At 64.5% G+C, this 21,678-nt stretch carries 26 protein-coding genes and 5 pseudogenes; 18 read left to right on the top strand and 13 right to left on the bottom strand.

The genetic code is table 11. The features are described 5' to 3' along the window. Positions 1-30 precede the first annotated feature (30 nt). The 3 genes from ACHMW8_RS26705 (at position 31) to ACHMW8_RS26695 (ending at position 4,003) form a co-directional block, all read left to right on the top strand. Positions 31-2,160 carry a TonB-dependent siderophore receptor gene (locus ACHMW8_RS26705; protein WP_395446064.1) on the top strand — a complete coding sequence of 710 codons (2,130 nt, stop codon included), beginning with the start codon at positions 31-33 and terminating at the stop codon, positions 2,158-2,160. A 72-nt stretch (positions 2,161-2,232) separates the two neighbouring features. After that, positions 2,233-3,288: an amidohydrolase gene (locus ACHMW8_RS26700; RefSeq protein WP_395444326.1), complete on the top strand. Its 1,056-nt coding sequence runs from the start codon at positions 2,233-2,235 to the stop codon at positions 3,286-3,288. Further along, complete coding sequence (locus ACHMW8_RS26695; RefSeq protein ID WP_395444325.1) at positions 3,272-4,003, top strand: amidohydrolase; 732 nt, start codon at positions 3,272-3,274, stop codon at positions 4,001-4,003. Before ACHMW8_RS26700 ends, ACHMW8_RS26695 begins: the two co-directional genes overlap by 17 nt. Before the next feature lie 72 nt (positions 4,004-4,075). On the opposite strand, the gene ACHMW8_RS26690 is transcribed toward ACHMW8_RS26695, so the two are convergent. Further along, the gene (locus ACHMW8_RS26690) at positions 4,076-4,648 is read right to left on the bottom strand and encodes a TetR/AcrR family transcriptional regulator (protein WP_395444324.1); all 573 of its coding nucleotides are present in this window, start codon (positions 4,646-4,648) and stop codon (positions 4,076-4,078) included. Between the two features lie 94 nt (positions 4,649-4,742). Here ACHMW8_RS26690 and ACHMW8_RS26685 point away from each other — a divergent pair, with 94 nt between their 5' ends. Then, entirely contained in the window at positions 4,743-5,570 is an 828-nt protein-coding gene (locus ACHMW8_RS26685; RefSeq protein WP_395444323.1) for an SDR family oxidoreductase, read from the top strand. A gap of 193 nt (positions 5,571-5,763) precedes the next feature. Here the strand turns inward: ACHMW8_RS26685 and ACHMW8_RS26680 are convergent, their stop codons facing one another. The 3 genes and pseudogenes from ACHMW8_RS26680 to ACHMW8_RS26670 all read right to left on the bottom strand — a co-directional run bounded on the left by ACHMW8_RS26680 (position 5,764) and on the right by ACHMW8_RS26670 (position 9,040). Beyond that, entirely contained in the window at positions 5,764-6,555 is a 792-nt protein-coding gene (locus tag ACHMW8_RS26680; protein ID WP_395444322.1) for a MipA/OmpV family protein, read from the bottom strand. A gap of 209 nt (positions 6,556-6,764) precedes the next feature. Further along, a pseudogene (locus ACHMW8_RS26675) lies at positions 6,765-7,428 on the bottom strand (SDR family oxidoreductase). A 295-nt stretch (positions 7,429-7,723) separates the two neighbouring features. Further along, a complete protein-coding gene (locus ACHMW8_RS26670; protein ID WP_395444321.1) occupies positions 7,724-9,040 on the bottom strand; it encodes an MFS transporter in 1,317 nt (438 codons plus the stop codon). A 52-nt stretch (positions 9,041-9,092) separates the two neighbouring features. On the opposite strand from ACHMW8_RS26670, the gene ACHMW8_RS26665 reads away from it, so the two are divergent. Then, positions 9,093-10,163: an AraC family transcriptional regulator N-terminal domain-containing protein gene (locus ACHMW8_RS26665; RefSeq protein ID WP_395444320.1), complete on the top strand. Its 1,071-nt coding sequence runs from the start codon at positions 9,093-9,095 to the stop codon at positions 10,161-10,163. Between the two features lie 141 nt (positions 10,164-10,304). Here the strand turns inward: ACHMW8_RS26665 and ACHMW8_RS26660 are convergent, their stop codons facing one another. Both ACHMW8_RS26660 and ACHMW8_RS26655 read right to left on the bottom strand, forming a co-directional pair. After that, on the bottom strand, positions 10,305-10,517 hold the full coding sequence (locus tag ACHMW8_RS26660; RefSeq protein ID WP_125158754.1) for a 4-oxalocrotonate tautomerase family protein: 213 nt from the start codon (positions 10,515-10,517) through the stop codon (positions 10,305-10,307). A 66-nt stretch (positions 10,518-10,583) separates the two neighbouring features. After that, complete coding sequence (locus ACHMW8_RS26655; RefSeq protein ID WP_395444319.1) at positions 10,584-11,045, bottom strand: DoxX family protein; 462 nt, start codon at positions 11,043-11,045, stop codon at positions 10,584-10,586. Between the two features lie 120 nt (positions 11,046-11,165). On the opposite strand from ACHMW8_RS26655, the gene ACHMW8_RS26650 reads away from it, so the two are divergent. The 4 genes and pseudogenes from ACHMW8_RS26650 to ACHMW8_RS26635 all read left to right on the top strand — a co-directional run bounded on the left by ACHMW8_RS26650 (position 11,166) and on the right by ACHMW8_RS26635 (position 14,157). Further along, a complete protein-coding gene (locus ACHMW8_RS26650) occupies positions 11,166-12,056 on the top strand; it encodes a LysR family transcriptional regulator (RefSeq protein ID WP_395444318.1) in 891 nt (296 codons plus the stop codon). A gap of 299 nt (positions 12,057-12,355) precedes the next feature. Next, entirely contained in the window at positions 12,356-13,270 is a 915-nt protein-coding gene (locus tag ACHMW8_RS26645) for an SDR family oxidoreductase (protein ID WP_395444317.1), read from the top strand. Between the two features lie 118 nt (positions 13,271-13,388). Continuing rightward, positions 13,389-13,640, top strand: a pseudogene (locus ACHMW8_RS26640) (SDR family NAD(P)-dependent oxidoreductase); the annotation flags it as partial. 70 nt (positions 13,641-13,710) lie between these two features. Then, positions 13,711-14,157, top strand: a complete 447-nt coding sequence (locus tag ACHMW8_RS26635; RefSeq protein ID WP_395444316.1) for an SDR family NAD(P)-dependent oxidoreductase — start codon at positions 13,711-13,713, stop codon at positions 14,155-14,157. On the opposite strand, the gene ACHMW8_RS26630 is transcribed toward ACHMW8_RS26635, so the two are convergent. The 4 genes from ACHMW8_RS26630 to ACHMW8_RS26615 are packed head-to-tail and all read right to left on the bottom strand — an operon-like array spanning position 14,123 to position 15,503. Then, complete coding sequence (locus ACHMW8_RS26630) at positions 14,123-14,617, bottom strand: lipocalin-like domain-containing protein (RefSeq protein ID WP_395444315.1); 495 nt, start codon at positions 14,615-14,617, stop codon at positions 14,123-14,125. The two genes, ACHMW8_RS26635 and ACHMW8_RS26630, sit on opposite strands and share 35 nt — an antisense overlap. 52 nt (positions 14,618-14,669) lie before the next feature. Then, on the bottom strand, positions 14,670-14,921 hold the full coding sequence (locus tag ACHMW8_RS26625) for a hypothetical protein (protein WP_395444314.1): 252 nt from the start codon (positions 14,919-14,921) through the stop codon (positions 14,670-14,672). After that, positions 14,908-15,195 (bottom strand): SDR family NAD(P)-dependent oxidoreductase, encoded by a 288-nt coding sequence (locus ACHMW8_RS26620; RefSeq protein WP_395446063.1) that lies wholly within the window; start codon positions 15,193-15,195, stop codon positions 14,908-14,910. Before ACHMW8_RS26620 ends, ACHMW8_RS26625 begins: the two co-directional genes overlap by 14 nt. Next, complete coding sequence (locus ACHMW8_RS26615) at positions 15,162-15,503, bottom strand: SDR family NAD(P)-dependent oxidoreductase (RefSeq protein WP_395444313.1); 342 nt, start codon at positions 15,501-15,503, stop codon at positions 15,162-15,164. The genes ACHMW8_RS26620 and ACHMW8_RS26615 overlap by 34 nt, the downstream gene beginning before the upstream one ends. 65 nt (positions 15,504-15,568) lie before the next feature. On the opposite strand from ACHMW8_RS26615, the pseudogene ACHMW8_RS26610 reads away from it, so the two are divergent. After that, positions 15,569-15,706: pseudogene (locus ACHMW8_RS26610) on the top strand (LysR family transcriptional regulator); the annotation flags it as partial. 179 nt (positions 15,707-15,885) lie between these two features. Then, positions 15,886-16,500 (top strand): LysR substrate-binding domain-containing protein, encoded by a 615-nt coding sequence (locus tag ACHMW8_RS26605; RefSeq protein WP_395444312.1) that lies wholly within the window; start codon positions 15,886-15,888, stop codon positions 16,498-16,500. A 557-nt stretch (positions 16,501-17,057) separates the two neighbouring features. Here ACHMW8_RS26605 and ACHMW8_RS26600 read toward each other — a convergent pair. After that, a complete protein-coding gene (locus tag ACHMW8_RS26600; protein WP_395444311.1) occupies positions 17,058-17,177 on the bottom strand; it encodes a winged helix-turn-helix transcriptional regulator in 120 nt (39 codons plus the stop codon). Between the two features lie 62 nt (positions 17,178-17,239). Here ACHMW8_RS26600 and ACHMW8_RS26595 point away from each other — a divergent pair. The 5 genes and pseudogenes from ACHMW8_RS26595 to ACHMW8_RS26575 all read left to right on the top strand — a co-directional run. Continuing rightward, a pseudogene (locus ACHMW8_RS26595) lies at positions 17,240-17,755 on the top strand (AraC family transcriptional regulator ligand-binding domain-containing protein); the annotation flags it as partial. A gap of 34 nt (positions 17,756-17,789) precedes the next feature. Continuing rightward, positions 17,790-18,248, top strand: a complete 459-nt coding sequence (locus ACHMW8_RS26590) for a helix-turn-helix transcriptional regulator (protein WP_395444310.1) — start codon at positions 17,790-17,792, stop codon at positions 18,246-18,248. Next, positions 18,245-18,661 (top strand): NAD-dependent epimerase/dehydratase family protein, encoded by a 417-nt coding sequence (locus ACHMW8_RS26585; RefSeq protein WP_395446062.1) that lies wholly within the window; start codon positions 18,245-18,247, stop codon positions 18,659-18,661. Before ACHMW8_RS26590 ends, ACHMW8_RS26585 begins: the two co-directional genes overlap by 4 nt. Continuing rightward, a complete protein-coding gene (locus ACHMW8_RS26580) occupies positions 18,543-18,935 on the top strand; it encodes an NAD-dependent epimerase/dehydratase family protein (protein WP_395446061.1) in 393 nt (130 codons plus the stop codon). Before ACHMW8_RS26585 ends, ACHMW8_RS26580 begins: the two co-directional genes overlap by 119 nt. Continuing rightward, a complete protein-coding gene (locus tag ACHMW8_RS26575) occupies positions 18,874-19,272 on the top strand; it encodes a hypothetical protein (protein WP_395444309.1) in 399 nt (132 codons plus the stop codon). Before ACHMW8_RS26580 ends, ACHMW8_RS26575 begins: the two co-directional genes overlap by 62 nt. Positions 19,273-19,368: 96 nt before the next feature. Here the strand turns inward: ACHMW8_RS26575 and ACHMW8_RS26570 are convergent, their stop codons facing one another. Next, on the bottom strand, positions 19,369-19,698 hold the full coding sequence (locus ACHMW8_RS26570; protein WP_395444308.1) for a hypothetical protein: 330 nt from the start codon (positions 19,696-19,698) through the stop codon (positions 19,369-19,371). A gap of 218 nt (positions 19,699-19,916) precedes the next feature. On the opposite strand from ACHMW8_RS26570, the pseudogene ACHMW8_RS26565 reads away from it, so the two are divergent. Continuing rightward, a pseudogene (locus ACHMW8_RS26565) lies at positions 19,917-20,561 on the top strand (LysR family transcriptional regulator); the annotation flags it as partial. Between the two features lie 34 nt (positions 20,562-20,595). Beyond that, complete coding sequence (locus ACHMW8_RS26560; RefSeq protein WP_395444307.1) at positions 20,596-20,811, top strand: LysR substrate-binding domain-containing protein; 216 nt, start codon at positions 20,596-20,598, stop codon at positions 20,809-20,811. Positions 20,812-21,243: 432 nt separating this feature from the next. Here the strand turns inward: ACHMW8_RS26560 and ACHMW8_RS26555 are convergent, their stop codons facing one another. Beyond that, positions 21,244-21,654, bottom strand: a complete 411-nt coding sequence (locus ACHMW8_RS26555; protein WP_395444306.1) for a hypothetical protein — start codon at positions 21,652-21,654, stop codon at positions 21,244-21,246. Between the last annotated feature and the right edge of the window lie 24 nt (positions 21,655-21,678).

Below are 21,678 nucleotides of genomic sequence, written 5' to 3'. Positions count from 1 at the left end.
ATGAAGGAGCAGATCGGGAGACGCGGTTTGGTGCGACCGAAGCTGAAACTGGCGTTGCTGTCGGCCTGCTGCGCGGGCGCGGCGTCGGGCGTCGCCATGGCGCAGGAGGCCACTGACCCGCTCAGCGAAGTGGTTGTTCGGGCGAGCCGGGCGGTGGCCGGCACCAAGACCGACACGAAGCTGGTCGAAATCCCGCAGTCGATCAGCGTGGTGACGGGCGCCGAGATCGCCGACCGCACGGTCGTGAACTTCCAAGACGTCTTCCGCTACAGCGCCGGCGTCGCCACCGAGCTCAATGGGGCCGATTCGCGGGGCGACTTCTTTTCGGCGCGAGGTTTCCCGACCGAGCAGTATCTCGATGGCCTCAAACGCATGCCCGACTTCATCTATGGCGCGCGTCTTGAAGTCTTCTCCCTGGAGCGCGCCGAGGTGCTGCGCGGCCCCTCCGCCGTGCTCTATGGCGCGGGTGGGGCGGGCGGCCTTCTCAATGCGGTCAGCAAGACGCCCAAGACCGCATTTGGCGGCGAAATGGGTGCGCAGCTGGGCACGGACAAGCGCAAGCAGTTGCAGCTCGACGTCACCGGTCCGCTCAGCGACACGGTCTCGGGCCGGTTTGTGGGTCTGATCCGCGACGGCGAGTTGCAGTGGAAGGGACAGCCGGATGACCGCATCCTGGTCAACCCGTCCGTCAAATGGTCGCCCACCGATCACACCGATGTCACCCTGATGGGCCTTTATCAAAAGGACAATCAGGGCACGCAGACCTATCTGCCGATCTCCAAGAGCATCGCCGCGAACGGCGCTGAGCGACTGCCTTACAATTTCTTCGCCGGCGAACCGGACTTCAATCGCGCCGACACCGAGTTTTGGGCGGCAACCCTGTTGGTCAACCATCGCTTCAATAGCGTTTTGTCGTTCAGCAGCCGAAGCCGCGTCTACGGCATGAACACCGACTATGGCGAGGTCTACGGCGACTACGGCGACGGCTTTGGAGCCTTCTACGCCAGTCCGTTCGACGATGCCGGCCAGACCTTGCTGCAGCGCGAGTTCTACGTGAACCGCGAGAAGTCCAAGGGCTTCAACACCGACAACAGTCTGGCGGCGCGGTTTGATACGGGGCCGTTCCAGCACACGGTCCTTGCGGGCGTGGACTATTTCAAATTCAAGCAGGACAAGGACGAGGGCTTTTCCTGCGACGGTTTCGCGGGACAGTTTGGCTGCTTCAACGGACCAAGTCCGCCGTCTTTGAACATCTACGATCCGCAGTACGGGACTCCCTTCGCCTGGGGCTATACCAACTTCCTGGACTACAGGAGCGGCCAGTTGGGCCTCTATGTGCAGGACCAGATCCGCTTCGCCGATCGTGTCTCGATCGTGCTGGGCGCGCGTCGAGACCGCGCGACCTCGAAGCGCAACGGCGTCAAGGAAGACCCCGTCGTCAACTGGAGCTATCGCGCCGGAGTCATCGCTGAGGTCGGCTACGGGTTCTCGCCCTATGTCAGCTATTCGGAATCCTTCCTTCCCGTTGCCGGCGGTGATTTCTACGGCAATCCCTTCGAGCCCCGCACCGGCCGCCAGTATGAGGGCGGCGTGAAATGGGCGCCGAGTAGCCAGGCGCTGGTCACGGTCTCGTATTTCGACATCAAGGAGTCGAACTATGTGACGCAGGATCCCAACAACATTCAGAACTTCATCCAGACCGGCCAGGTCGGGTCGCAGGGGTACGAGATCGAGGGAACGCTGCGCGTTCCCGGCGATATCGACCTGACGGGATCCTATAGCTACACCAAGGCCAAGGTGCTCGCCGACACCGATCCCGCCCGCGTGGGCGCGCGGATCGAGGGCGTACCCAAGCATCTGGCCTCGGCCTGGGCGACCAAGACGTTCCGGGTGGCCGACGAGGTGACCATGCGAGCCGGCGGCGGCGTCCGCTACGTTGGCAGCAAGATCGACTCCTACCAGCGGTTCATCACCCCATCGGCGACGCTTGTCGACGCCCTGATCGAGGCTGAACACAAGGACTGGAGCCTGTCGCTCAGCGCAAGCAACATCTTCAACACGCGCTACTACGCAAGCTGCACCAGTTCCTCGCCGCCGGACGGCATCTGCGTGGTTGGCAAGGATCGTACGATCCAGGCCACGCTTCGTCGCCGCTTCTGACCGCTCATCGCCGGGCCGGGCGGCCAGCGCCGCTCACCCCTTCGGCCATTTCCGTCGTGTCCAGGAATGTTCATGTCGTACAAGAAAGTTCCCATCCGCGTTCCACCAAGGCTTGGCAAAGGGTGGTCTCTGGCCCTGGGCTTTGCCGCCAGCCTGGCGCTCGCCAGTCTCGGCGGCGAGACCAAGGCCGCGCCGGTGGCGGGCCCCGACCTGATCCTCACCAACGGCCGGGTCTATACGGTCGAGACGGCCAAGCCGTGGGCGCAGGCCGTAGCGGTCAAGGACGGCAAGATCCTCAAGGTGGGATCGGTCGCCGAGATTGCGCGCCTGAAAAGGCCGAACACAAAGGTCGTCGATCTGGGAGGTCGACTGCTGATGCCCGCCTTCGGCGACGCCCACGCCCATCCCGTCTTCGGCGGGCTGAGCTATTCGCGATGCTCGCTCCACGATGGCAAGACGCTGGAGGACTATCAGCGGATCATCGCCGACTGCGTCGCCAAGTCGCCCGGGCAAGGCACGGTTTTCGGATCCGGATGGAACCAGGCCCTGTTTCCGCCGAATGGCGTCCCGCGTAAGGAGATCCTCGACGCCGTGACGACCGCTCGGCCCCTCATCTTCGAGTCGGACGGCCACACTCTGTGGGTCAACTCCAAGGCGCTGGAGATGGCGAACATCACCCGTGAGACGCCTGATCCGGTCAATGGCAAGATCGATCGAGATCCTGCCACGGGCGAGCCCGGCGGCGGTCTCGAAGAGGCCGCCATGGCGCTGATGGAGAAACTGACGCCGCCTCCCACGGCCAAGGATCGCGAGGCCGCGATCGGCTACACGGTGAAGCTGTTCAACAGCCTGGGTATCACATCCTGGCATGACGCCATGGTCGAATGGGACGCAAGCGGCGCCAGCGTCGTGCTCGACGCGTATAAGGCCGTGAAGGACCGCGGCGAACTGACCGTCCACACCGCGCTCGACCTTCAATGGAACAACGGCCGAGGCCTCGACCAGCTGCCGGACATCCTCAAGCTCACCGATCGCGCCCACAAGATGGGCCTTCGCGCCACGGGGGTGAAATTCTTCATCGACGGCGTGATCCCCCGAACAGACCGCCGCCATGCTCGCCCCCTATGAGGGGACCATGGAGAAGGGCGCATCGCAGATTCCGTTGGAGACCCTCGCCGAGGCTGTGAGCCAGCTCGACGCAAAGGGCTTGCAGGCGCATTTCCACGCGATCGGCGATGGGGGCGTGCGCGAGGCGCTGGACGCCGTCCAGCGTGCGCGCGCTCGTGACGGGATGAGCGATACGCGGCCGATGATCTCCCATCTCAACGTGGTGGATCCTGTCGATCAACCCCGCTTTGGCCAACTCGGGGTCACGGCGATCTTCCAGCCGCTCTGGGCCTGCGACGAGCCTTATATGCGCCTGACGATCGAACGCATCGGCCCCAAGCGCGCCGGCTACATCTATCCCGCCAACAGCATCCTGAAAGCCGGCGGTAAGCTGGCCTACGGCGCTGACTGGTCGGTGGCTTCGGCGAACCCATTGGAAGGGATCGAAGTGGCCCTGACGCGCATCGCGCCGGGCGACAAGGACGCCAAGCCGCTGCTCGCGGATGAAGCCGTGACCCTGGCCCAGGCGGTGCAGGCCTACACGCTAAACGTCGCCTATGTGAATCATCTCGATAAGCAGACTGGTTCGATCCTGGCCGGCAAGAGCGCCGACCTGATCGTGCTCGACAGCGACATCTTCGCGATCCCGACCACCGAAATCTCCAAGACCAAGGTACTTGTCACCCTGTTCCAGGGTCGCGAGGTGTTTGGAAAGCTGGCGGCGCTAAGGCCCTGACCGTCTTCGGGCCCTGAAGCTTCGGGGAGGCGCTGAGCTGGCGACGGTCTTCAAGAGGCGGGTCGCCGCGGGCTAGCCTTTGGTCCCATCGTCGATGGCGGTGGTGATTTGGTCCCAGCCGGCTAAGGCGAGTTCCGCGACAGCTTCCAGTTCGGCGCGGTCCGCTCGGTCACGGGCGCGGATCGCCATGCCGCTCTGCACCGTTTGCACCAATCTCGCCAGCTTGGTTGTGTCGGCCGTGGCCGGGAGATCTGCGTCTTCCTTTGCCTGGTCGAAGCGCGCCTTGAGGATATCAAAACCTCCCGCGCGGACGGCTCGCATGAGCTCGGCTAGTTCGGCATGTCCCTCGCCGCCCACCGTGGCGAGGGTCGCCATACAACCGTGCGGCAGATCGCAGTCCCCACCCGTCATGGCTATGGCGGAATCCTGCAGGAACGCCAGGGTCGCCTCTCTCGCGGTCGCCGCCTTCCGGAACCGCGTCCAGACCAGCCCTTCATAGGTCGTGTAATAGTATTTGAGCGCTTCGGCGTAGAGCGCGTCCTTTGAACCAAAGGCCGCGTAGAGGCTCTTTGTCCCGATCCCCATCGCTTCCGTCAGATCGGCGATCGAGGTCGCCTCGTACCCCCTGATCCAGAACAGGCGCATCGCGGCGGCGAGCGCTTCCTGGCGATCGAATTCCCGCGGCCGACCGCGTGTGGGGTGTGTCGGCTCCGGAGTGGCCGGAGGCGCTGGCGCGTCATTGTGCATCGACCACTGTATAAATCGGTTGACCGGGCGCGGCAACGGACTTACCGATTTATGCATCGATCACTGCATAAAGGAAAAGATCGTGGATTTGCTTGGAAAGCGCGCGCTCGTCAACGGTGGCTCACGGGGCATCGGGGCCGCGATCGCGATTGCGCTCGCCGAGAAGGGCGCTGATGTGGCCTTCACCTATCACAGCTCGGCGGAACGGGCGGCGACGGTGGTCCGGTCGATCGAGGAGAAAGGCCGCCGCGGACTCGCGATCCAGGCCGACAGCGCCGACCCGGAAGCCATCCGCCGCGCCGTCGCCAAGACGGTCGATACCCTTGGAGGGCTCGATATCCTGGTCAACAGCGCGGGCGTCGCAACGGGTGGGATGACGGCGGAACTGTCACTGGCCGATTTACAAGCCATGCTCGACGTCAATGTTCGCGCGCCGGTCCTGTTCGCTCAGGCGGCGATACCGCACCTCTCATCCGGAGGCCGTATCATCTCCATCGGCTCCTCCTTGGCCGAGCGTGTTCCGTTCCCGGGCGTAACGGCCTACGCCATGTCGAAGTCGGCGCTTTTGTCGTTCACGCGCGGCCTTTCGCGCGAGCTCGGCCCTCAAGGGATCACCGTGAACCTCGTTCAGCCGGGATCGACCGACACGGACATGAACCCGGCCCATGGGGAGAACGCCGACTATCAGCGGAGCCTGACCTCGCTGGGTCGATTTGGCGAACCCCGTGAAATCGGCAGCGCCGTCGCGTTCCTTGCCAGTCCGGCGGCAAGTCTGATTACGGGCGCGGTGCTCAATGTGGACGCCGGCTTCAACGCCTGAGTTCATTGCTGCTTGCGCCGCCGGTTGCGGGGCGAACCGCAGTCACGCGGATTGCGCGCCGCAGCTGGTCTGGCCCGCTGTAGCGGAGCTTGTTCCTCCATCGCGTAGGCGATGGAGGAACAATTCCGTAAGGACGCCCTCCATGGCGCCGGCCGTGGCAGCACGGCGGCCTTGAGGGTTCGGACTGACGGCCTCAGAAGCGGTAGGTGACCGTGAGAGCGCCCATAGGCTGCCAGCGGCGCCCTTCGTCAGTGATCGGGCTGTCGGCGAAATCGCCGACGAGGTAATTTGCTCCGACCGCGCCCATGACGCCGATCCTTGGGCTGAACCAATATCCCGCCGTCAGGCTCATGCCGACATCCCTGATCCCGGAACCCGGTCGGTAGGCCGCCAGCCCGCTGGCGACGGCCTCGGCGGGGGTGACGCCGAAATAGGTGCGCGCATAATCCTGGTTCACCCAGGTCGTCCGAGCGTCCAGCGACAGCGAAAATGTGTCGCTGCGGATTGCGAAGTAGCTGACCCGCGCGGTCGCGAGCAGACCATCGTGCGCGCCCGAGACATCCTGGACGACGGAAAGTTCCGTCTCCAAGGCGCCTTGTCCTCCTTCGTTTCCGCCGAACCGGTATCCGACGAATGCGCCAGCCTCGATCGCCGTGTCGATCTCCGGTAGCAAACCCATGCGCCCGTCGGCGTCGTCACGCGGAAGCCGCACGCCGATGACCGGACCGAACGCGAGGCGCGAATTGGAGACGATGTCGGCGCGAAGGCCTTGCCCTCCGACCTGGACGTTGACGCCGCGCCAGCGAATGTCGGCGAGAATGGCGGGAAGAACGCGCACGTCCTTTGAGCCGTCAAAGTCGGGAGCGACGCCGGCTCCAATCGCGACGACGCCGTGCGGGGACGGGTCGGCTTCGATCTCCTGCGCCTGGGAGACGCTGGCGCTCAAGGCGACAAAAGCGCAGGCGAGCATGGTCGGGCGAAACATAAGCATAACGGTCCTTTCGGCATGGGGAGGGGCCACCAAAGGCGCGCGGCGTGAAGCCGGCGCCTTCGGTGGCCAGGGAGATCGCCTGGGTGGGGGCCGGCGATCTCCCTTTGAAATCGGCGGGGAAAGGGGGAGGGGAGATCCCCTGATCCGATTTCAAAACGGGTGTGCTTGGCGCCTGGCGCCGTCCGCAGGCTGGCGGTTCTCGATCAGCCCAACCCGCCGTTGGCGAACACGGTTTGAGCATCGATCCAGGCGCCGTCCCGCGAGCAGAGAAGCGCTATGACGCCGGCGATGTCTTCGGGCAGACCCAGGCGACCAAGGGGCGTCTGTTCGGGGAATGCCGCGGAGCGCCGCTTCGCCGTGCTGACGGAGAAGCTGCGTGTCGACCGCGCCAGGCGCGACCGCATTGACCGAAATGTTGCGACCGGCCAGCTCCTTGGCCAGGACGTTGGAAAAGAGCACCTGGGCGCTTTTGGTGGCGGCATAGGCGCCCGTCGCCGGGGGCGGCGTCTTGATGATGCTCGATGACAGGCTGATGATCCGGCCGCCGTCACGCGTACGCCGCGCCGCCTCGCGCAACACGTTGAAGCTGCCTTTGACATTGGTGGCCATCATGCGATCGAAGGCCGCGTCCGTCATCTGGGCGAAGGGGCCGACGTTCATGATGCCGGCGTTGTTGACCACCACATCAACGCCACCGAACGCCTGGTCATGGGCGTCGAACAGGGCCTTGACCGCCGCGGGATCGGCGACATCGGCTTGGCGAACGATGGCGCGGCCCCCAGCCGCCTTGATGTCGGCCACGACACGGTCGGCGAGATCGCGGTTGGTGAGGTAGTTCACGGTCACGGCAAAGCCATCGCGCGCCAGGCGCCTGGCGGTGGCCGCGCCGATGCCGCGCGAGGAGCCGGTGACGACAGCCGCCCTGCCGACGCCGGGAAGAGCGGTCGGGCCGAACGGGGCCGTCGGGCCGAAGCCGCGCCTCCCGTGACGAGCGCCGCGGGAGCGGCGGCCGCGAAGGCCATGAAGGTGCGGCGTGAGGTATCGACATCGGACATTGCGATGGTTCCTTTCTCGATATGAGTGGTTTGCTTGCGATGGGTGCGGCCGCGCCCCTAGGTCGGCAGGCCAGGGTCTGTTGGGGGCGGATCGGAGGCGGGGAAAGTCACCCTCGCGCCAGCAAAGCGGCGATGCGCCGGTTTGCTATCAGCAGGGTGACGCCGGTCAGGACGCTCGCGATCGGGACGACCAGCAGCCCAAAGCCGAGGCCATTGGACCCCTGCGCAGCGGTCACCGCGTCGCTGACCATCCCGACGATGACAGGCCCGAGCGCTGGGCCAAGAAGGCCGGAGCCGATCATCACGAGGCTAGACGCCTGCGCCTGCCTGCCTTCACCGGCCACGAGATGGGCCGCGCCAAAGGCCCATGGCAGCAGGAACGAGAAAGACAGCATTCCGGGAACCATCAGCGCTATCGACACCCACCCGGTCGGCGCGAACAAGGCCCCGCTCGTGGTCATGCTGGCGATCAGGAAGAGAACGGCTGGCGGGCCGAGCACTCTCCCGGTCCCCGAACCGACCGCGCGGTCGAACCAGCGCCCACCCAAGAGCGTGCCGACAATGCCCATCAGGCCCTGCAGGAGGCCAAAGGCCAGGCCCACCTGGCTGGTGCTGAAACCGTGCGTGCGGATGAGGAACGGCGCGGAAAAGGCATAGAAGGGCGCAGCGGCGAAGCCGAGGAAGATTGCGCCTATAAACAGCCAGCGGAACGCCGGGGACGCCAACAGGCGCCGGCTGGACCGAAGGAAAGGTTCACGGTTGGCGGCCGTACGTTGGAGCGCTGGGGTTGGACCGGCGGCGAGAAAGGTCAACAGGGCGATCAGCCCGCCAATGGCCCCGGCGCCGACCAGGGCGGTGCGCCATCCCAGCGTCTCGCCGATCGCCCCGCCGGCGGCGAAGCCGACCATGGTGCCGAGCGGGATGCCCATGGCGAAAAGCCCGATCGCCAGGCCGCGGTGTTCAGGACCGATCTTGCGGGCGATCAGCGCATGTCCGGCGGGCACCGCGCCGGCTTCTCCGAACGCGACGCCGAAACGCGTGAACGCCAGCAAAAGAAAGCTGGCCGCCAAGCCGCCGAGCGCCGTCATCGCACTCCAGAGCAGTATGCATGAAACCAGGACGAAGCGAGGCGATCCTCGATCGGAGGCTCGGGCGAGGGGCAAGGACAGCAGCGAATAGCACACGGCGAAGGCGAGGCCTGTCAGCAGGCCCATCTCGGTATCGCTCAGTCCGAGGTCGGATTTGATCGACTCGGCCAAAATAAACGGAAGTATTCTGTCGATCTGAGAAAAGGCGCTGACAAGAAGAAGTGTGGTGAAAATCGCGACTACGCGTCCGCCTCGCACATATTCCTGTTTTGGATATTGTGAAACGACTGGCAAGTTTCTTTGCTTTTCTATTGATTGCGCGGCAGGTTCTGTCATGTTCGACGCGCTCCTCGCTTGTTTCGCATCTTCAAGCTAGATGGAGCGCCGTATGATCAGAATGCCGGAAGCCTCAAAAAACTTGCCCAATTCTGCAGTGGGCGATAAGGCGGTCACGGAGGGCCGCGTGTTGCGCTGGCCTCGGAACCTGCCGGAGGTCCGCATGCCGTCATCGCTGTTTGAGGCGGTCAACGTCTATATCGCGGACCAGGGCGGCGGTCAGGGCGTGTTCCCTACGCCCATCGACAACTTCAACATCGTCAGCTCGTTCAAGGCGCGGATGCGGATGCGGCAGGTCTACAAGCCGTCGCTCTGCGTCGTCCTCCAGGGCGCCAAGGAAATCACCTTGGGCGAGGAGACCCTTCGTTACGGGGCGATGGAGTGTCTGGCGGTGGGCATGACCCTGCCGGCGACGGGGTGCATCATCGAGGCAAGTTCCGACGCGCCCTATATTGGTGTGAACCTTGAACTCGACGTGGCGATGATCCGCGAGGTGCTGCAACAGCTCGATACCCCGCCGGCGCCCCCCGTCACATCCGGGCCTTGCCTGTTCGTGCGGCGGGTCGATGAGCCCTTGGCCGAGTGCGTTCTGCGTCTGCTACGGATGTGCGAGACGCCAAAGGCGATCCCGATCCTCTTTCCGTCCGTCATGCGCGAGATCTGCTACTGGCTCTTGACCGGCCCGAACGGCGGCGAGCTCTGCAAGCTGGCCGAGCCTGAGTCCAACGCCGCCCGGGTCGCAAAAGCCCTCCACCTCATGCATGAGGACATCGCCCGGACGCTGCGTATCGAGGACTTGGCGCAAGTGGCGCGAATGAGCCTTTCGTCCTTCCATCAGCACTTCAAGGCCATGACCTCCATGACGCCGCTGCAGTTCCAAAAGCAGTTGCGCCTTCTCGAGGCGCGACGCCTGATGGTGATGGAGGATGTGAACGTCGCCGACGCCGCCTATCAGGTCGGCTACGAAAGCGCGTCGCAGTTCAGCCGGGAATATTCCCGGACGTTTGGCGTCGCCCCGAAGCGTGACGTCATGAACCAGCAGCGCCTCTACAGTGAATATGTCGGTCGCAGGCTGACAGACCGCCTAGCCGCTATCAGGTCGAGGGGATCGCTCCGACAATAAGGTTGGGCGGCCCCTCGGCGCGTGGAGCACGGTCCTGATCGCTTGCCCGGTTGCGCGACGCCTGGGCGATTCCCGGTGCGATTGCGAGCGGTCGCCCGCCCAAGTTTATCGTTGTTTTCGTTTGTGGCGCCGCTGCGGAGTTCAGCCTCCCGCCCGATACGCGTCCGGAATCACGAACACTTCGTCGGCGCGGGCGTAGCCGCCATCCTTGACCTCCTCGATCAGGACCATGGTGTGCGCACGGGCAGCCTCGGAGAAATATTCGACGAGCATCGCCGTGGTCCGATGAACGATCTCTTCCTTCTGTGCGCGGCTGAGCGCGGCTTCGGGGACCTTGAAATTGACGAAGGGCATGGTGTTCGCTCCTGTTTGGTCGACTGATCTGTTGAATTGAACGGGGAGTTTCCGGCCGCCTTGCCCTCAAAGTTCGCGGCCAATGCGACGGTCGATCGAATGGGGACCACCGCCGTGAACGGAGATCATCAGGGCGATGAAGCCGAGCATCAGCGGATACTCGACGCCACGGTCGATCCACGGGTAGGTCGGGCCAAGCGCGATGCTGATGAGGAGCATCTGGACCCCCAGCATCGGCGCGATGAGCCGGGTCGCCAGGCCGACCGCCACGGCGAGCCCGCCGAAGGTCTCGAGCAGCGCGACGAACATGGCCAGTTGCGGGGCGAAGGGCAGGTGGAGGACGTTGGCGATCAGCTTGATCGAGCCGCCTAACGGGTCCGCCATTGAGCCGTGCGCGACGCCGAACAGTTTCGGCACGCCGTGAGTGACGACCGTCAGGCCGAAGGCCGCGCGCAGCACCGCATAGGTCGCCGGCTTGGCGGCCGCGTAGAACGGCGCAAGCGACGGGATGAGAAGTTGGTTCGACACTCAGGCTTCCTTCGATCGCTGATCCGGGGATGAAGGTTAGGTGTTTCGAAATTCGGCACTAGATCCCCCATTTCGACATCACTGTTTTACAGGGCATAACAATCGGCTTAGCGTTGAGGCATGGATCGCATCGACGTCATGCGGCTTTTCGCCAGGATCGTTGAGCGCGGGAGTTTTGCTCAGGCGGCGCGTGATCTGCAGATTCCGCGTCCCAGCGCGACCCATGCCATCCAGCGCCTGGAGGCGGATCTCGGCGTCCGGCTGCTCGAACGGACCACCCGGACGGTAAGGCCTACGCTCGATGGCGCCCTCTACCACGAGCGCTGCGTTCAGCTCCTGGCCGATCTGGACGAAGTGGAAAGCGTATTTCGCAATGCCGAACCCCGGGGACCTCTGCGGGTGGACATGCAGGGGACGATCGCGCGGTTTTTCATCCTGCCGGCCTTGCCCGAGTTCGTGTCGCGCTATCCTGGGATCTCGCTCAGCCTCAGCGAGGGCGACCGGATGGTCGATCTCATCACCGAAGGCGTCGACTGCGTCGTACGCGCCGGTGAGTTGACCGACTCGTCGCTGATCGGCCGCCGCATCACCACCTTCGAGCAGCTGACCCTGGCGAGTCCGGCCTACCTCGAACGCCATGGCGTCCCGATGACCCCGGACGATCTTGGGAACCACCGGATGGCCGGCTACGCCGCCTCGGCGACCGGACAGCCTTACCCGCTCGAGTTCATGGACGGGGGCAAGGTGCGGGAGATGACGCTGCCCTACGACCTGGTCGTCCGCGGCGCGGAGATCTACACGGCGGCGGGCGTCGCCGGGCTGGGATTGATCCAGGTCCCGCGCTACCGCGTTGAGCATCAGATTGCGGCGGGACAGTTGATACCGGTCCTGGAAGGCTTTCCGCCGCCGGCGATGCCGGTGTCGGTGCTCTATCCGCAGAGCCGACACTTGTCCTCCCGCGTCAGGGTTTTCATCGACTGGCTGAGCGAAGTCCTTCCCGTGACATCCTAGCCAGGCGGGATGGCGATCTCGCGCCATCAGCGACGACGATCCGCACAGGCCCGGCCCACCGGCGCACCGGCCCCCGTGCTGGAGGCGCTCAAGAAGAAACTCCAAGCGCGGAGCTCGGTCATGGCGGCTGTGCCCGCGACCGAGCTTGTTGTCTCGGTGCAGGATTGGGCAGGTTTTTTCGAGGGTTCCGGCATGGCGAAACCGCTGCGCCGAAGGCATCTCGGCCAAGAGATGAGACGCGGGCTCGTCGCGCCGCGACAGGCTCGACGTCAGCCAACCCCGAGGAGGCCCTGACTGCCATGGCAAAGTGGACGACGAAGAAAATCCCGCCGCAAGAGGGCCGCTTGGTCGTCGTCACAGGGACGGGCGGACTGGGCTATGAGGACGCGTTGGCCTTGGCCCGCGCCGGCGCCAGCGTCGTGATCGCCGGGCGCAATGCCCAGAAAGGCGCCAAGGCCGTCGCGGGCATCAAGGAGACCGTTCCAGGAGCGAAGGTGCGGTTTGGGCAACTGGATCTTGCGGATCTCGCCTCGATCGCCGCCTTCGCCGAAAAGCTGTCGGGCGAGCAGGATCGGCTCGACCTTCTGATCAACAATGCCGGGGTGATGACCCCGCCGCAACGTCGACAAACCCGCGACGGCTTCGAGTTGCAATTTGGCACGAATTATCTTGGCCATTTCGCGCTCACGGCTCATCTGCTGCCGCTGCTGAGGAGCGGGCAGAGCCCGCGCGTCGTCACGCTCGGCAGCATCGCGGCGCGAGGTGGCGCGATCGACTTTGCCGATCTGCAGGCTGAGCGCGCCTACAAGCCTATGCCGGTCTACAGCCAGTCGAAGCTGGCGTGCATCCTGTTCGCCTTGGAGCTCAGCCGACGTAGCAAGGCCGCCGGGTGGGGCGTCGCGAGCATCGGGGCGCATCCGGGCATCACACGAACCGATCTGATCCTGAATGGCGCGGGCCGATCAAGTCCGTCCGGCCTATTCCGACGCTTCCTGCCCTTTCTGTTCCAGCCGACCTGGCAAGGCGCGTTGCCCACATTGTACGCGGCGACCGACCCCGCGGCGCGGGACGGCGCCTATTATGGGCCCGACCGGCTGAGCGGAACGCGCGGCTATCCGACCGAGGAGAAGCCTCCCGAACAGGCGCTGGACGCCGCCGTCGCCGCCCGTCTCTGGGAGACGTCCCTGCGCCTCGCGAACGTGACCTTCGGGTGAGATGCCCGCTGCGAGCGCTTCTTGAGCTTCGGCCCGGGAGCCAAGCCGTTGGCCCGGCCTGAGTGAAAATCTGCAGTGTAGCCTTCACGAGCGGGCGCGGCCATCAAAGGGCTGGCATATGAATTCAGGTTGCGCGCTCGTGACGGGAGCCTCCGGCGGTTTGGGCGAGGCTTTGGCGGAAGACCTGGCGCGGCGGGGCTATCCTCTCGTGCTCACGGCCCGAAACCGTCCCGCCCTGGAAGATGTCGCCCGCCGCATTCGCGACGCTCATGACGTCCAGGTCATCGTTCAGCCCGGTGATCTTTCGAAGCCAGAGGGCGTAGCGGAATTGATCGCCGCGCTGGACGCCCACAAGGTTCGGCCGTCGATCCTGGTCAACAATGCCGGGTTTGGCCTCAACGAGCGTTTCGACGAGCATGGGTCGGAACGGCTGGGGGGCCATGCTGCAGCTGAACATCCTAGCCCTGACCGCGCTTACCCAGGCCTACGCGCAACGGATGAAGGCGCAAGGGGGCGGGCGCATTTTGCTGGTGGCGAGCGTCGCCGCCCATATGCCCGCCCCGTTGATGGTGGCCTACGGCGCGTCAAAGGCCTACGTTCTGTCGCTGGGCGAGGCGCTCCATGTCGAACTTGCGCCGCAGGTCGGTGTGACGGTTCTTTCGCCCGGCTATATGGAAACCGGCTTTGATGAAGCGTCAGGGTTTCGACCCAATGCGGCGACAAAGCGGACGGCGCTTCCACCTTCAACCGTCGCGCGGATTGGACTGGGCGCCTTGTTCGACGGCAAGGCGTCGGTCGTGGCCGGCAATGCGAACAAGGTCGCAACTTGCCGTTCGCGCTCGCGCACTTCCCTTATTTTACCCGCCGCCACTCGATCCGGATGTTAGTGCCCTCCGGCCGGCGAAATGTCTCTGTCATGCGGTCGCCGGCGACGATCAAGCTCAGATCATCACGCGTTCGGACGCTGCCAACCCAGTTCGGAAAGGTCGCGCCCTCGACACGGTTTCCGCTGAACGCTCCTTTTTCGTCGACGGTATAGGCGCCGAAGAATCCGATGCTGCGTGACATGGCCACGCGATTTTCATCATCCGTTCCTTCACCGCGAGCGTTGGAAGCAAATCGCGGGACGTCGGCGTCGGTTAGAACTTCCACGAAGTGCATGTCAGGGGTGAAGACGAGCAGACCATTGGGGTTTTCTCCGTAGGCGGCGATATTCTTTCCGCCGGGATCGATCGTCGCCGACAGCATCCGCCAGGCGCCTACGAGCTGATTTTCCGCCGCGGTCTGAGCGAAGGCAGAAGACGCGATGCTGAAGGCGAAAGCCGATAGAGCCAGTCGAATGGGCATGTTGGTTCCGCGCCCTTTCATGAGGTCTGAATATCCACGCCGCCGCTGCGGCTTAAAAATCCTGCCGGTCGGCGGATTTCGCGACCGCCTGCTGCGCCTCTAGGGCCGTCAGACGGGCGGCGAGCGCCCGCGAGATTGAGGAATAGGCCGTGCTGCCCAGCGCCAACCGGAGTGGCGGCGCGTCGCTCTGGGCGGCCGAGATCATTGCGGCGACGGTCCGCGCCGCATCGCCCTTGATCTCGAAGCTTCCGTCACGGATGGCGTGGCGAACGGCGCCGGCAGGCGTTTCCTCATAGGCCGCCAAGGGCTCTGCGCGGTCGAGGTTGGTTCCGAAATTCGTGCCGGTCGGCCCCGGCTCGGCGATGATGAAGTCGATGCCGAACGGCGCCGACTTCCTGGGCGACGGATTCGACGAAGCCCTCGATGCCCCATTTGGTCGCGTGGTAGAGGCTGAAGCCGGGATAGGCGATCTGCCCGCCTTCGGACGACACTTGGACGATCCGGCCGCCGCCTTGTTTTCGTAGAAAGGGAAGGGCCGCACGGATCAGGTGGATTGATCCGGCAAGGTTGGCGGCGATCTGCCGGTCGATCTGAGTCGTGGAGAGTTCTTCTGCCGCCCCAACAGGCCGTAGCCGGCATTGCTGACGATCACGTCTATCCGCTTGTGTCGGTCAAAAGCACTCTCGATGGCGGACGCGATGCCGCCGGGTTCCAAAAGGTCGAGCTGGACAACATCTAGGCGGGCGGGGTGGTCCTGCCTGAGCTGCGCCAGGGCGTCGGGGCGGCGCGCTGTGGCGATCACCGTATGACCTTCGGGAAGCAGTTGACGCGCCATCTCCAAGCCGAGGCCCGAAGTGGCGCCGGTGATGAACCATGTCTTCGGCATGTGACCTCCTTATGCGTACGCCTTGGGATGTAGATCGCGGACATAGGTGATATAAGATCGCCAAAATGGGATGGCCTGGTGAAGATCGGTCACGAATGACACGTCCGAGCCTGAACGACCTGGCCGCTTTCGTGGCGGTGGCCAACCATCGAAGTTTTCGCCGGGCGGCCGACGTCATGGGCGTTTCGCGCTCCGCGCTCAGCCACGCGATCATCGCTCTGGAGGCAAAGCTGGGCGTGCGGCTGTTCAACCGCACCGACACGCAGCGTGTCGCCCACCCAGGCCGGCGCACGCTTGCTCGCACGACTCGACCCGGTCCTTCAGAAATCTCGATCAGGCGCTCGACACGCTCTCGGAAGAACGCGGCGCCCCCAGCGGGCCATTGCGGATCAATGCGAACAAGAGCGGCGCCCGCCTCCTGCTGGCAGACGTCGTGCCGCGCTTTCTCGATCTCTATCCCGACGTCGAGCTCGACCTGGTCTCGGAGGGGCGGCTCGTCGATATCGTGGAACAAGGCTTCGACGCCGGCGTGCGCCTGCTGGAGGCCGTGCCGAGGGACATGGTCGCGGTGAAGTTCGGGGGCGAGGTGCGCTTCATCGCGGTGGCCGCGCCGTCCTATCTTGCGGCGCGCGCAACGCCGAAGACGCCTGACGACCTGCAGGCGCATCGTTGCATCCGTCAACGTCTTCCCAGCGGAAAGCGCTATCGCTGGGAGTTCGCCAAGCGCGGCGCCGAGGTCGCGATCGACGCGCCGGGCACCCTCACCCTGGACGACAATGATCTTCTCGTGCAGGCGGCTGTAGCTGGGCGCGGCGTCGCTTATGTCCCTGAGCCCTTCGCCAAGCCGTTTCTGGAGTCGGGTGAGCTTGTGACCGTTCTTGATGACTGGTGCCCGCCGACACCGGGGCTGGCGCTCTACTACCCGAGTAGCCGCCACCTGCCGTCGCCGCTCCGGGCGTTTATCGACCTGTTGAAACAGTCGGACGGCAATCGATGACAACGAGCCGGCGAACGGCGCGGTTTTCTATTGCCGGCATGTCGCAGGAGCCTTGCTGTCTGCTCTCTTCTGCGCTCCCGCTGGCGCGCAGTCTGTGGGGCGGTCCGGTCTACACCGACCCTGCACCCGCCGTTGCCCGCCCGAGCGATCGAGCGTTCGAAGGCTTGATCGAGCTCCACGTCGACGCGACCGACGTCCGGCATCGCATCTTCTCGATGCGGCAGCGGATCCCCGTCGCAGATGGTGGCGCGATGACGCTTCTATATCCTCGATAGGAAGCCGCCAGCCACGGGCCGAGCCTCACCGTCACCGATCTTGCGGATCTCGTCGTCGAGGCCGCGGGGCGACGCATCGCGTGGCCGACCTATGCCAGGCGCTCAACCACGTCGCGCCTTCGGACTGGGAAGAGTTCTTGCGGACCTGGATCGAGGGACATGACGAACTCGACACGACCAGCGGGCTGACACGACATGGGTGATCGCGCGATCGAAGACCCGCGGGCAGTGGCGACTTACCCGATACGGCTGCGGTGAGCTCTTCAGGTTCAGAGCCGGAAACTAACGCCGATCGAGCGTCCGAGTGAGCATCTGCTGGGAGATAGCCCCGACGGTGCGCTTGATGTCGTTGAACCGGCGCGGGCGATCGATAATCACCATGACGATCAGCACGATCAGCACGGTCCGCACGATTGGCGCGATCGGATTTGTTGCGAAATGTCCGGCCCGCCTATGCTCTCTCCATGCAAGGTCCATCCACCTTTTCGTTGCCGACCGGCGTGCTGTCGACGCTCGGCACGCCGATCGAGCGCCTGTGCGCGCGTGCGGGCGTAGCGACGTCCAACGCGTGGGTGACGAGCGATTTCTTCCGCATCTGGGCGGCCGCGGAGGAGGAATTCAAAGACCCCCGTGCAGGCCTTCGCTTTGGTGACGAAGGGATCGAGCGCGGTTACGGCGTCGCGGCGATCGTCGCCTTGCACGCGCCCGACTTTCGCAGCGCGCTCGTTGCGCTCTCCCGATACAAACGCCTGACCTGTCCCGAACTTGTGGAGGTCGAGGTCAAGGGCGGCGAAGCCGTCGTTCGATATCGCTGGCTCCAGGCGGCCGGACCGGTCCCACGCCTCCTCGTCGATATGACGATGGCCTCGCTGCGCCAACTCGCTTGGCGAGGCGCCGGCGGAAAGATCACGCCGATACGGCTCGAACTGACACGTCGCTCGATCGACGAGGCGCTACTGCGTCGCCATTTCGGCTGCCCGATCGTCTTCGGGACCGCGAGCGACGCCATGGTGTTTGACGCCCCCGCGCTCGACGTTCCGTTTCTCACCGCAGGGGGTCGGCGCCTTCGCGCATGTGCTGGAGGGTCTGGAGCAGCGCATCGGCGAGGGAGAGGGCTTCCCCGCTTTTGTGGGAGAGGTGTGCGTCGCTATCGCACGGCAACTGAGCGAGGGGCGACGACCAAGCGTCGCGGCGGTGGCGGGACGCCTCAATCTCAGCACCCGCACGCTTCAGCGTCGGCTCCGCGATCTCGGCACGAACTTTCAACAGCAGCTTTCGGGCGTGAGGCGGACCACGGCGGGTCGTTTGCTTGTCGCCACCGACCTCGACGCGGTGGCCATTTCCATGTTGGTCGGCTTCGACGAGCCCAATTCATTCGCCCGGGCCTTCCGTCACTGGGAGCGAACAACCCCGACACTCTGGCGTGGCCAAAGGGTCGACGAGCATCGCCTTCGCAAGGGAAACCCGTCATGAATCCGCAGCACGTTCTTGTCACCGGCGGCTCCGGCTTCATCGCGGGGCACTGCATCCTCCACCTTCTGGAGCAAGGCCATGTTGTCCGGGCCACCATCCGGTCGTTGGCCAAGGAAGCGACGGCGCGCGGCGTCCTCAGGGATGCGGGCATGGTTCATGCCGACAGGCTGAGCTTCGTCGCGGCCGATCTGCTAGACGACGATGGCTGGGCGCAGGCCATGGCCGGCATGGACATCGTCCTGCATGTCGCCTCGCCGGTCCAACCGGGGAGAGTCGCGGGACGAGGACGCGGTGATCGTTCCCGCGCGCGAAGGCACGTTGCGCGTGCTGCGCGCGGCGCGCGCGGCGCGGGGGGTAAGGCGGGTCGTCCTGACCTCCGCGTTCCACGCCGTGGGCTGGGGACATCCGCATGACGGCCATGTGTTCACCGAAGCCGACTGGACGATCCTCGATGGGTCCGGTGTCGATGCTTACGCCAAGAGCAAGACCCTTGCCGAGCGCGCGGCCTGGGATTTCATCGCCGCCGAGAGCGGCGGCCTGGAACTAACCACGATGCTCCCGGTCGCCGTCATGGGGCCGGTGATGGGCAAGGATGTTTCCCGGCTCCAACCACATCGTCCAGCGCATGCTCGACGGCGCGATGCCAGTCGTCCCCAACCTCTTTATACCCGTGGTCGATGTCCGTGACGTCGCCAGCGCGCACGTCATGGCGATGACCAACCCGGCGGCGGCTGGTGAGCGGTTCCTGCTCTCCAACGGCCCGGCGCTCAGTCTGAAGGAGATCGGCGCCATCATCAGGGCCGCGCTTGGCGATGCGGCCAAGCGGGTCCCGACGCGCGCGCTCCCCGACTTCGTGGTGCGCATCGCCGCGCGATTCAATGCCGAGATGCGCCCCTTCGTCGCCGACCTCGGCTACGCCAAGAAAACCTCGAACGACAAGGCGCGTCGCGTGCTCGGCTGGACCCCGCGCGAGCCCCGCGAGGCGATCGTCACGGCGGCGACTTCCCTGGTCGGGAGAGGTTGAAGCGCCGAGTCGCCGCGCATCGGGGGAGGCGAGCGCCGCGAGCGCTTGCGATGACGTCGATGCAGCGCCGCCCTCGCGGCGATGTTGCCATCGTCGTCAACGCCCCCGCGTCGCGATGAAACGCCAGTCGGCGATCACGGCGAACCGATGCGGTTTGGCGAGACGGGCGTAGACCTCGCTGTCGAGAATCGCCCGAAGATCAGCGAAGCTGTCGTAGCGTACGACGACGATGTCGTCCCAATCATCGTCGGGACCAGCAAGAAGACCGTGGATGCGCTGGCCTGCATAAACAAGTTGCGGTGTCACGCCGACCTCTTCGCAAGCCGCATAAAAGCCGCCGACATATCCTTCATAATAGCCGCTTCGGGAGTCCGGTTTTGCGTCTGCAAAACCATTGGCGTAGTCGGGTGCGTCCCGGAATCTCAACGAGATTGACCATGACGACGGGGCCTTGGCCGATTGCCTGCGCCGCCTTGTCCAAAGCAGCGTCGTCGAGTTCGTTTGCTTGCATCACCTTAGGCCTCGAGTTTAACGGAGAACCATTATCGCGACGGCTCCACGGTGCGTGTAGAAAGGTCGGGAACAGGATTGAGTTGCCGTCGTGTCCACACCGCCCAACTTTCAGCGTCTGTTGAACCTGCTTCATTTCGCCCGGGTGGTGGAGGCCGGGATCGTTCGCGGAGGCGGCCCGGCGCGCCGGTATGACGACCTCGGCGTTGTCAAAGGCGGTCTCACGCTTCGAGAAGGCGAACGGGGTGCGGCTGCTTCATCGCACGACGCACGCGATCTCGCTGACGCCGGAAGGCGAACGCCTGCTTGAGGGGACGCGGGACCTGCTGCGCGAGGCCGAAAGGCTCGAGGCTACTCTCGATCACGCGATGTCGAACGGCACGGGCGGGCGCATTCGCCTAAGCGCGCCGGCGCCGCTCATTCGCGCCAGGCTCGCGCGGCAGGTTCCCTCGATCTTGCGCGCCAATCTCGATATCGAACTGGAGCTCAAGATCGATGACGGCGCCTTGGATCTTGCCGCCGAGGGCATCGACATCGCGATCCGGTTCGGTTCGCTCGCCGGCTATGCGAATGTCGTCTCCACGCCGCTGGGCAGCTTTCCGTGGGTGCTGTGCGCCACCCCGCGCTATGTGGAGATCATGGGCGCCCCGCAATCGCCGACGGATCTCGACGCCCACCATCAGATCGGATTTCGCGATCCAGGCTCAGGGCGGGTGATGCCGTGGCAATTCGTTGATCCGGCCAACGGCGCGCTGTTTCGACACCTTCCGCGCCCGCGGATCGTGGTGGAGGACTTGGGGCGCGATCTGGTCGATGATGCGCCTGGGCCTGGGGCTTGCCTGGGTTCCGGCCTGGATCGGTCTGGCTCCGTTGCGCGATGGACTAGTCGTAGAACTCCTGCGGGAGTGGCGGGCGGAGGAGACGGCGATCCACGCCATTCGACTTGAGCGGCGCCATACGCCATCACGGGTTCGTTCTGTGCTTGATGGTCTTCAAGCCGCAGCAACAGAATGGCGCTATCTCGGATGACATCCATAGGCCTGCTCCTCCCCGAAAAAGTGGACGGGGTTAAGCTGCTCTGCGTTCGGCCTCGGCGGGGCTGATATAGCCTAGGGTCGAACGATAGGCCTCGGCGGCGTATTGAATGCCGTGATCGACCCGGACGGAGACGACGCGCCACGCAATCGTTTCTGGCAGATAAGTGGCAAGCAAAACGCAAGCTCGCTCGGCGCGCCGCTGCTGGTATTTAACGTGTTGTTTTATTGAGGAAAATGGTGGATGCGACAGGGATTGAACCTGTGACCCCCTCGGTGTGAACGAGGCTAGCGAGTGCCCCACCACGCAAAAGCCGTTGTCTTTCAAAGGAACCCGTGCAGGCCTCTGTGAGGATGTCTATACCTTTTCGAGGTCATTCAGGGGAGTTGTCGGGAAGTGGTAAGCCCTATCTTCCCGGCTTATCACTCACTTCTTAGGGGCAAGCTTGCTTTCTAAGAACGTGCGGCAGATGGGCATGATCATTGCCCCAATCCGTTGATGTTCCCGCATGCTGGGCCCGAACACCCTTCCATTCACTTTCAGTTCGACCACGGTGGCCGATGGCTTGTCGATCTTAAATTCGTACCAGCAGTCAGCGGAGTGGGCGCAGCCCGCACTTTGGCAAATAAGCGCTTCATAAGTTGCGAACTGAAAGGAGCCGAGCTCCTTGAACCCTTGTGGAGCACCTAGTTTGGCCGTGATCTCATCGACCTGGGCTCCGACCACCTTTTGCTCAATTTGAGTCTCAGGGACCTCCAGGCCTGTGTCCTGAGCGCACGCGACTGCCGCCCAGCCTAGGAGAACAACACCAACCATCCAGCCCACAGAATTACCCATGCTAAACCCCTAAAAGTCGCCAAT

The sequence above is a fragment of the Caulobacter sp. UC70_42 genome, from assembly GCF_044056025.1.
Lineage (GTDB): Bacteria > Pseudomonadota > Alphaproteobacteria > Caulobacterales > Caulobacteraceae > Caulobacter.
The sequence above is the reverse complement of the archived record's forward strand: the minus strand, read 5'-3'. Positions and strand labels throughout refer to the sequence as shown.

What these genes read in the sequence shown, in the direction of transcription:
- ACHMW8_RS26700 (WP_395444326.1), top strand. Translation starts at nt 2,233, where the DNA reads ATGTCGTACAAGAAAGTTCCCATCCGCGTTCCACCAAGGCTTGGCAAA.
- ACHMW8_RS26695 (WP_395444325.1), top strand. Translation starts at nt 3,272, where the DNA reads ATGCTCGCCCCCTATGAGGGGACCATGGAGAAGGGCGCATCGCAGATT.
- ACHMW8_RS26690 (WP_395444324.1), bottom strand. Translation starts at nt 4,648, where the DNA reads ATGCGCCTGTTCTGGATCAGGGGGTACGAGGCGACCTCGATCGCCGAT.
- ACHMW8_RS26680 (WP_395444322.1), bottom strand. Translation starts at nt 6,555, where the DNA reads ATGTTTCGCCCGACCATGCTCGCCTGCGCTTTTGTCGCCTTGAGCGCC.
- ACHMW8_RS26670 (WP_395444321.1), bottom strand. Translation starts at nt 9,040, where the DNA reads ATGACAGAACCTGCCGCGCAATCAATAGAAAAGCAAAGAAACTTGCCA.
- ACHMW8_RS26665 (WP_395444320.1), top strand. Translation starts at nt 9,093, where the DNA reads ATGATCAGAATGCCGGAAGCCTCAAAAAACTTGCCCAATTCTGCAGTG.
- ACHMW8_RS26660 (WP_125158754.1), bottom strand. Translation starts at nt 10,517, where the DNA reads ATGCCCTTCGTCAATTTCAAGGTCCCCGAAGCCGCGCTCAGCCGCGCA.
- ACHMW8_RS26650 (WP_395444318.1), top strand. Translation starts at nt 11,166, where the DNA reads ATGGATCGCATCGACGTCATGCGGCTTTTCGCCAGGATCGTTGAGCGC.
- ACHMW8_RS26645 (WP_395444317.1), top strand. Translation starts at nt 12,356, where the DNA reads ATGGCAAAGTGGACGACGAAGAAAATCCCGCCGCAAGAGGGCCGCTTG.
- ACHMW8_RS26635 (WP_395444316.1), top strand. Translation starts at nt 13,711, where the DNA reads ATGCTGCAGCTGAACATCCTAGCCCTGACCGCGCTTACCCAGGCCTAC.
- ACHMW8_RS26630 (WP_395444315.1), bottom strand. Translation starts at nt 14,617, where the DNA reads ATGCCCATTCGACTGGCTCTATCGGCTTTCGCCTTCAGCATCGCGTCT.
- ACHMW8_RS26615 (WP_395444313.1), bottom strand. Translation starts at nt 15,503, where the DNA reads ATGCCGAAGACATGGTTCATCACCGGCGCCACTTCGGGCCTCGGCTTG.
- ACHMW8_RS26585 (WP_395446062.1), top strand. Translation starts at nt 18,245, where the DNA reads ATGAATCCGCAGCACGTTCTTGTCACCGGCGGCTCCGGCTTCATCGCG.
- ACHMW8_RS26575 (WP_395444309.1), top strand. Translation starts at nt 18,874, where the DNA reads ATGCTCGACGGCGCGATGCCAGTCGTCCCCAACCTCTTTATACCCGTG.
- ACHMW8_RS26560 (WP_395444307.1), top strand. Translation starts at nt 20,596, where the DNA reads ATGATGCGCCTGGGCCTGGGGCTTGCCTGGGTTCCGGCCTGGATCGGT.
- ACHMW8_RS26555 (WP_395444306.1), bottom strand. Translation starts at nt 21,654, where the DNA reads ATGGGTAATTCTGTGGGCTGGATGGTTGGTGTTGTTCTCCTAGGCTGG.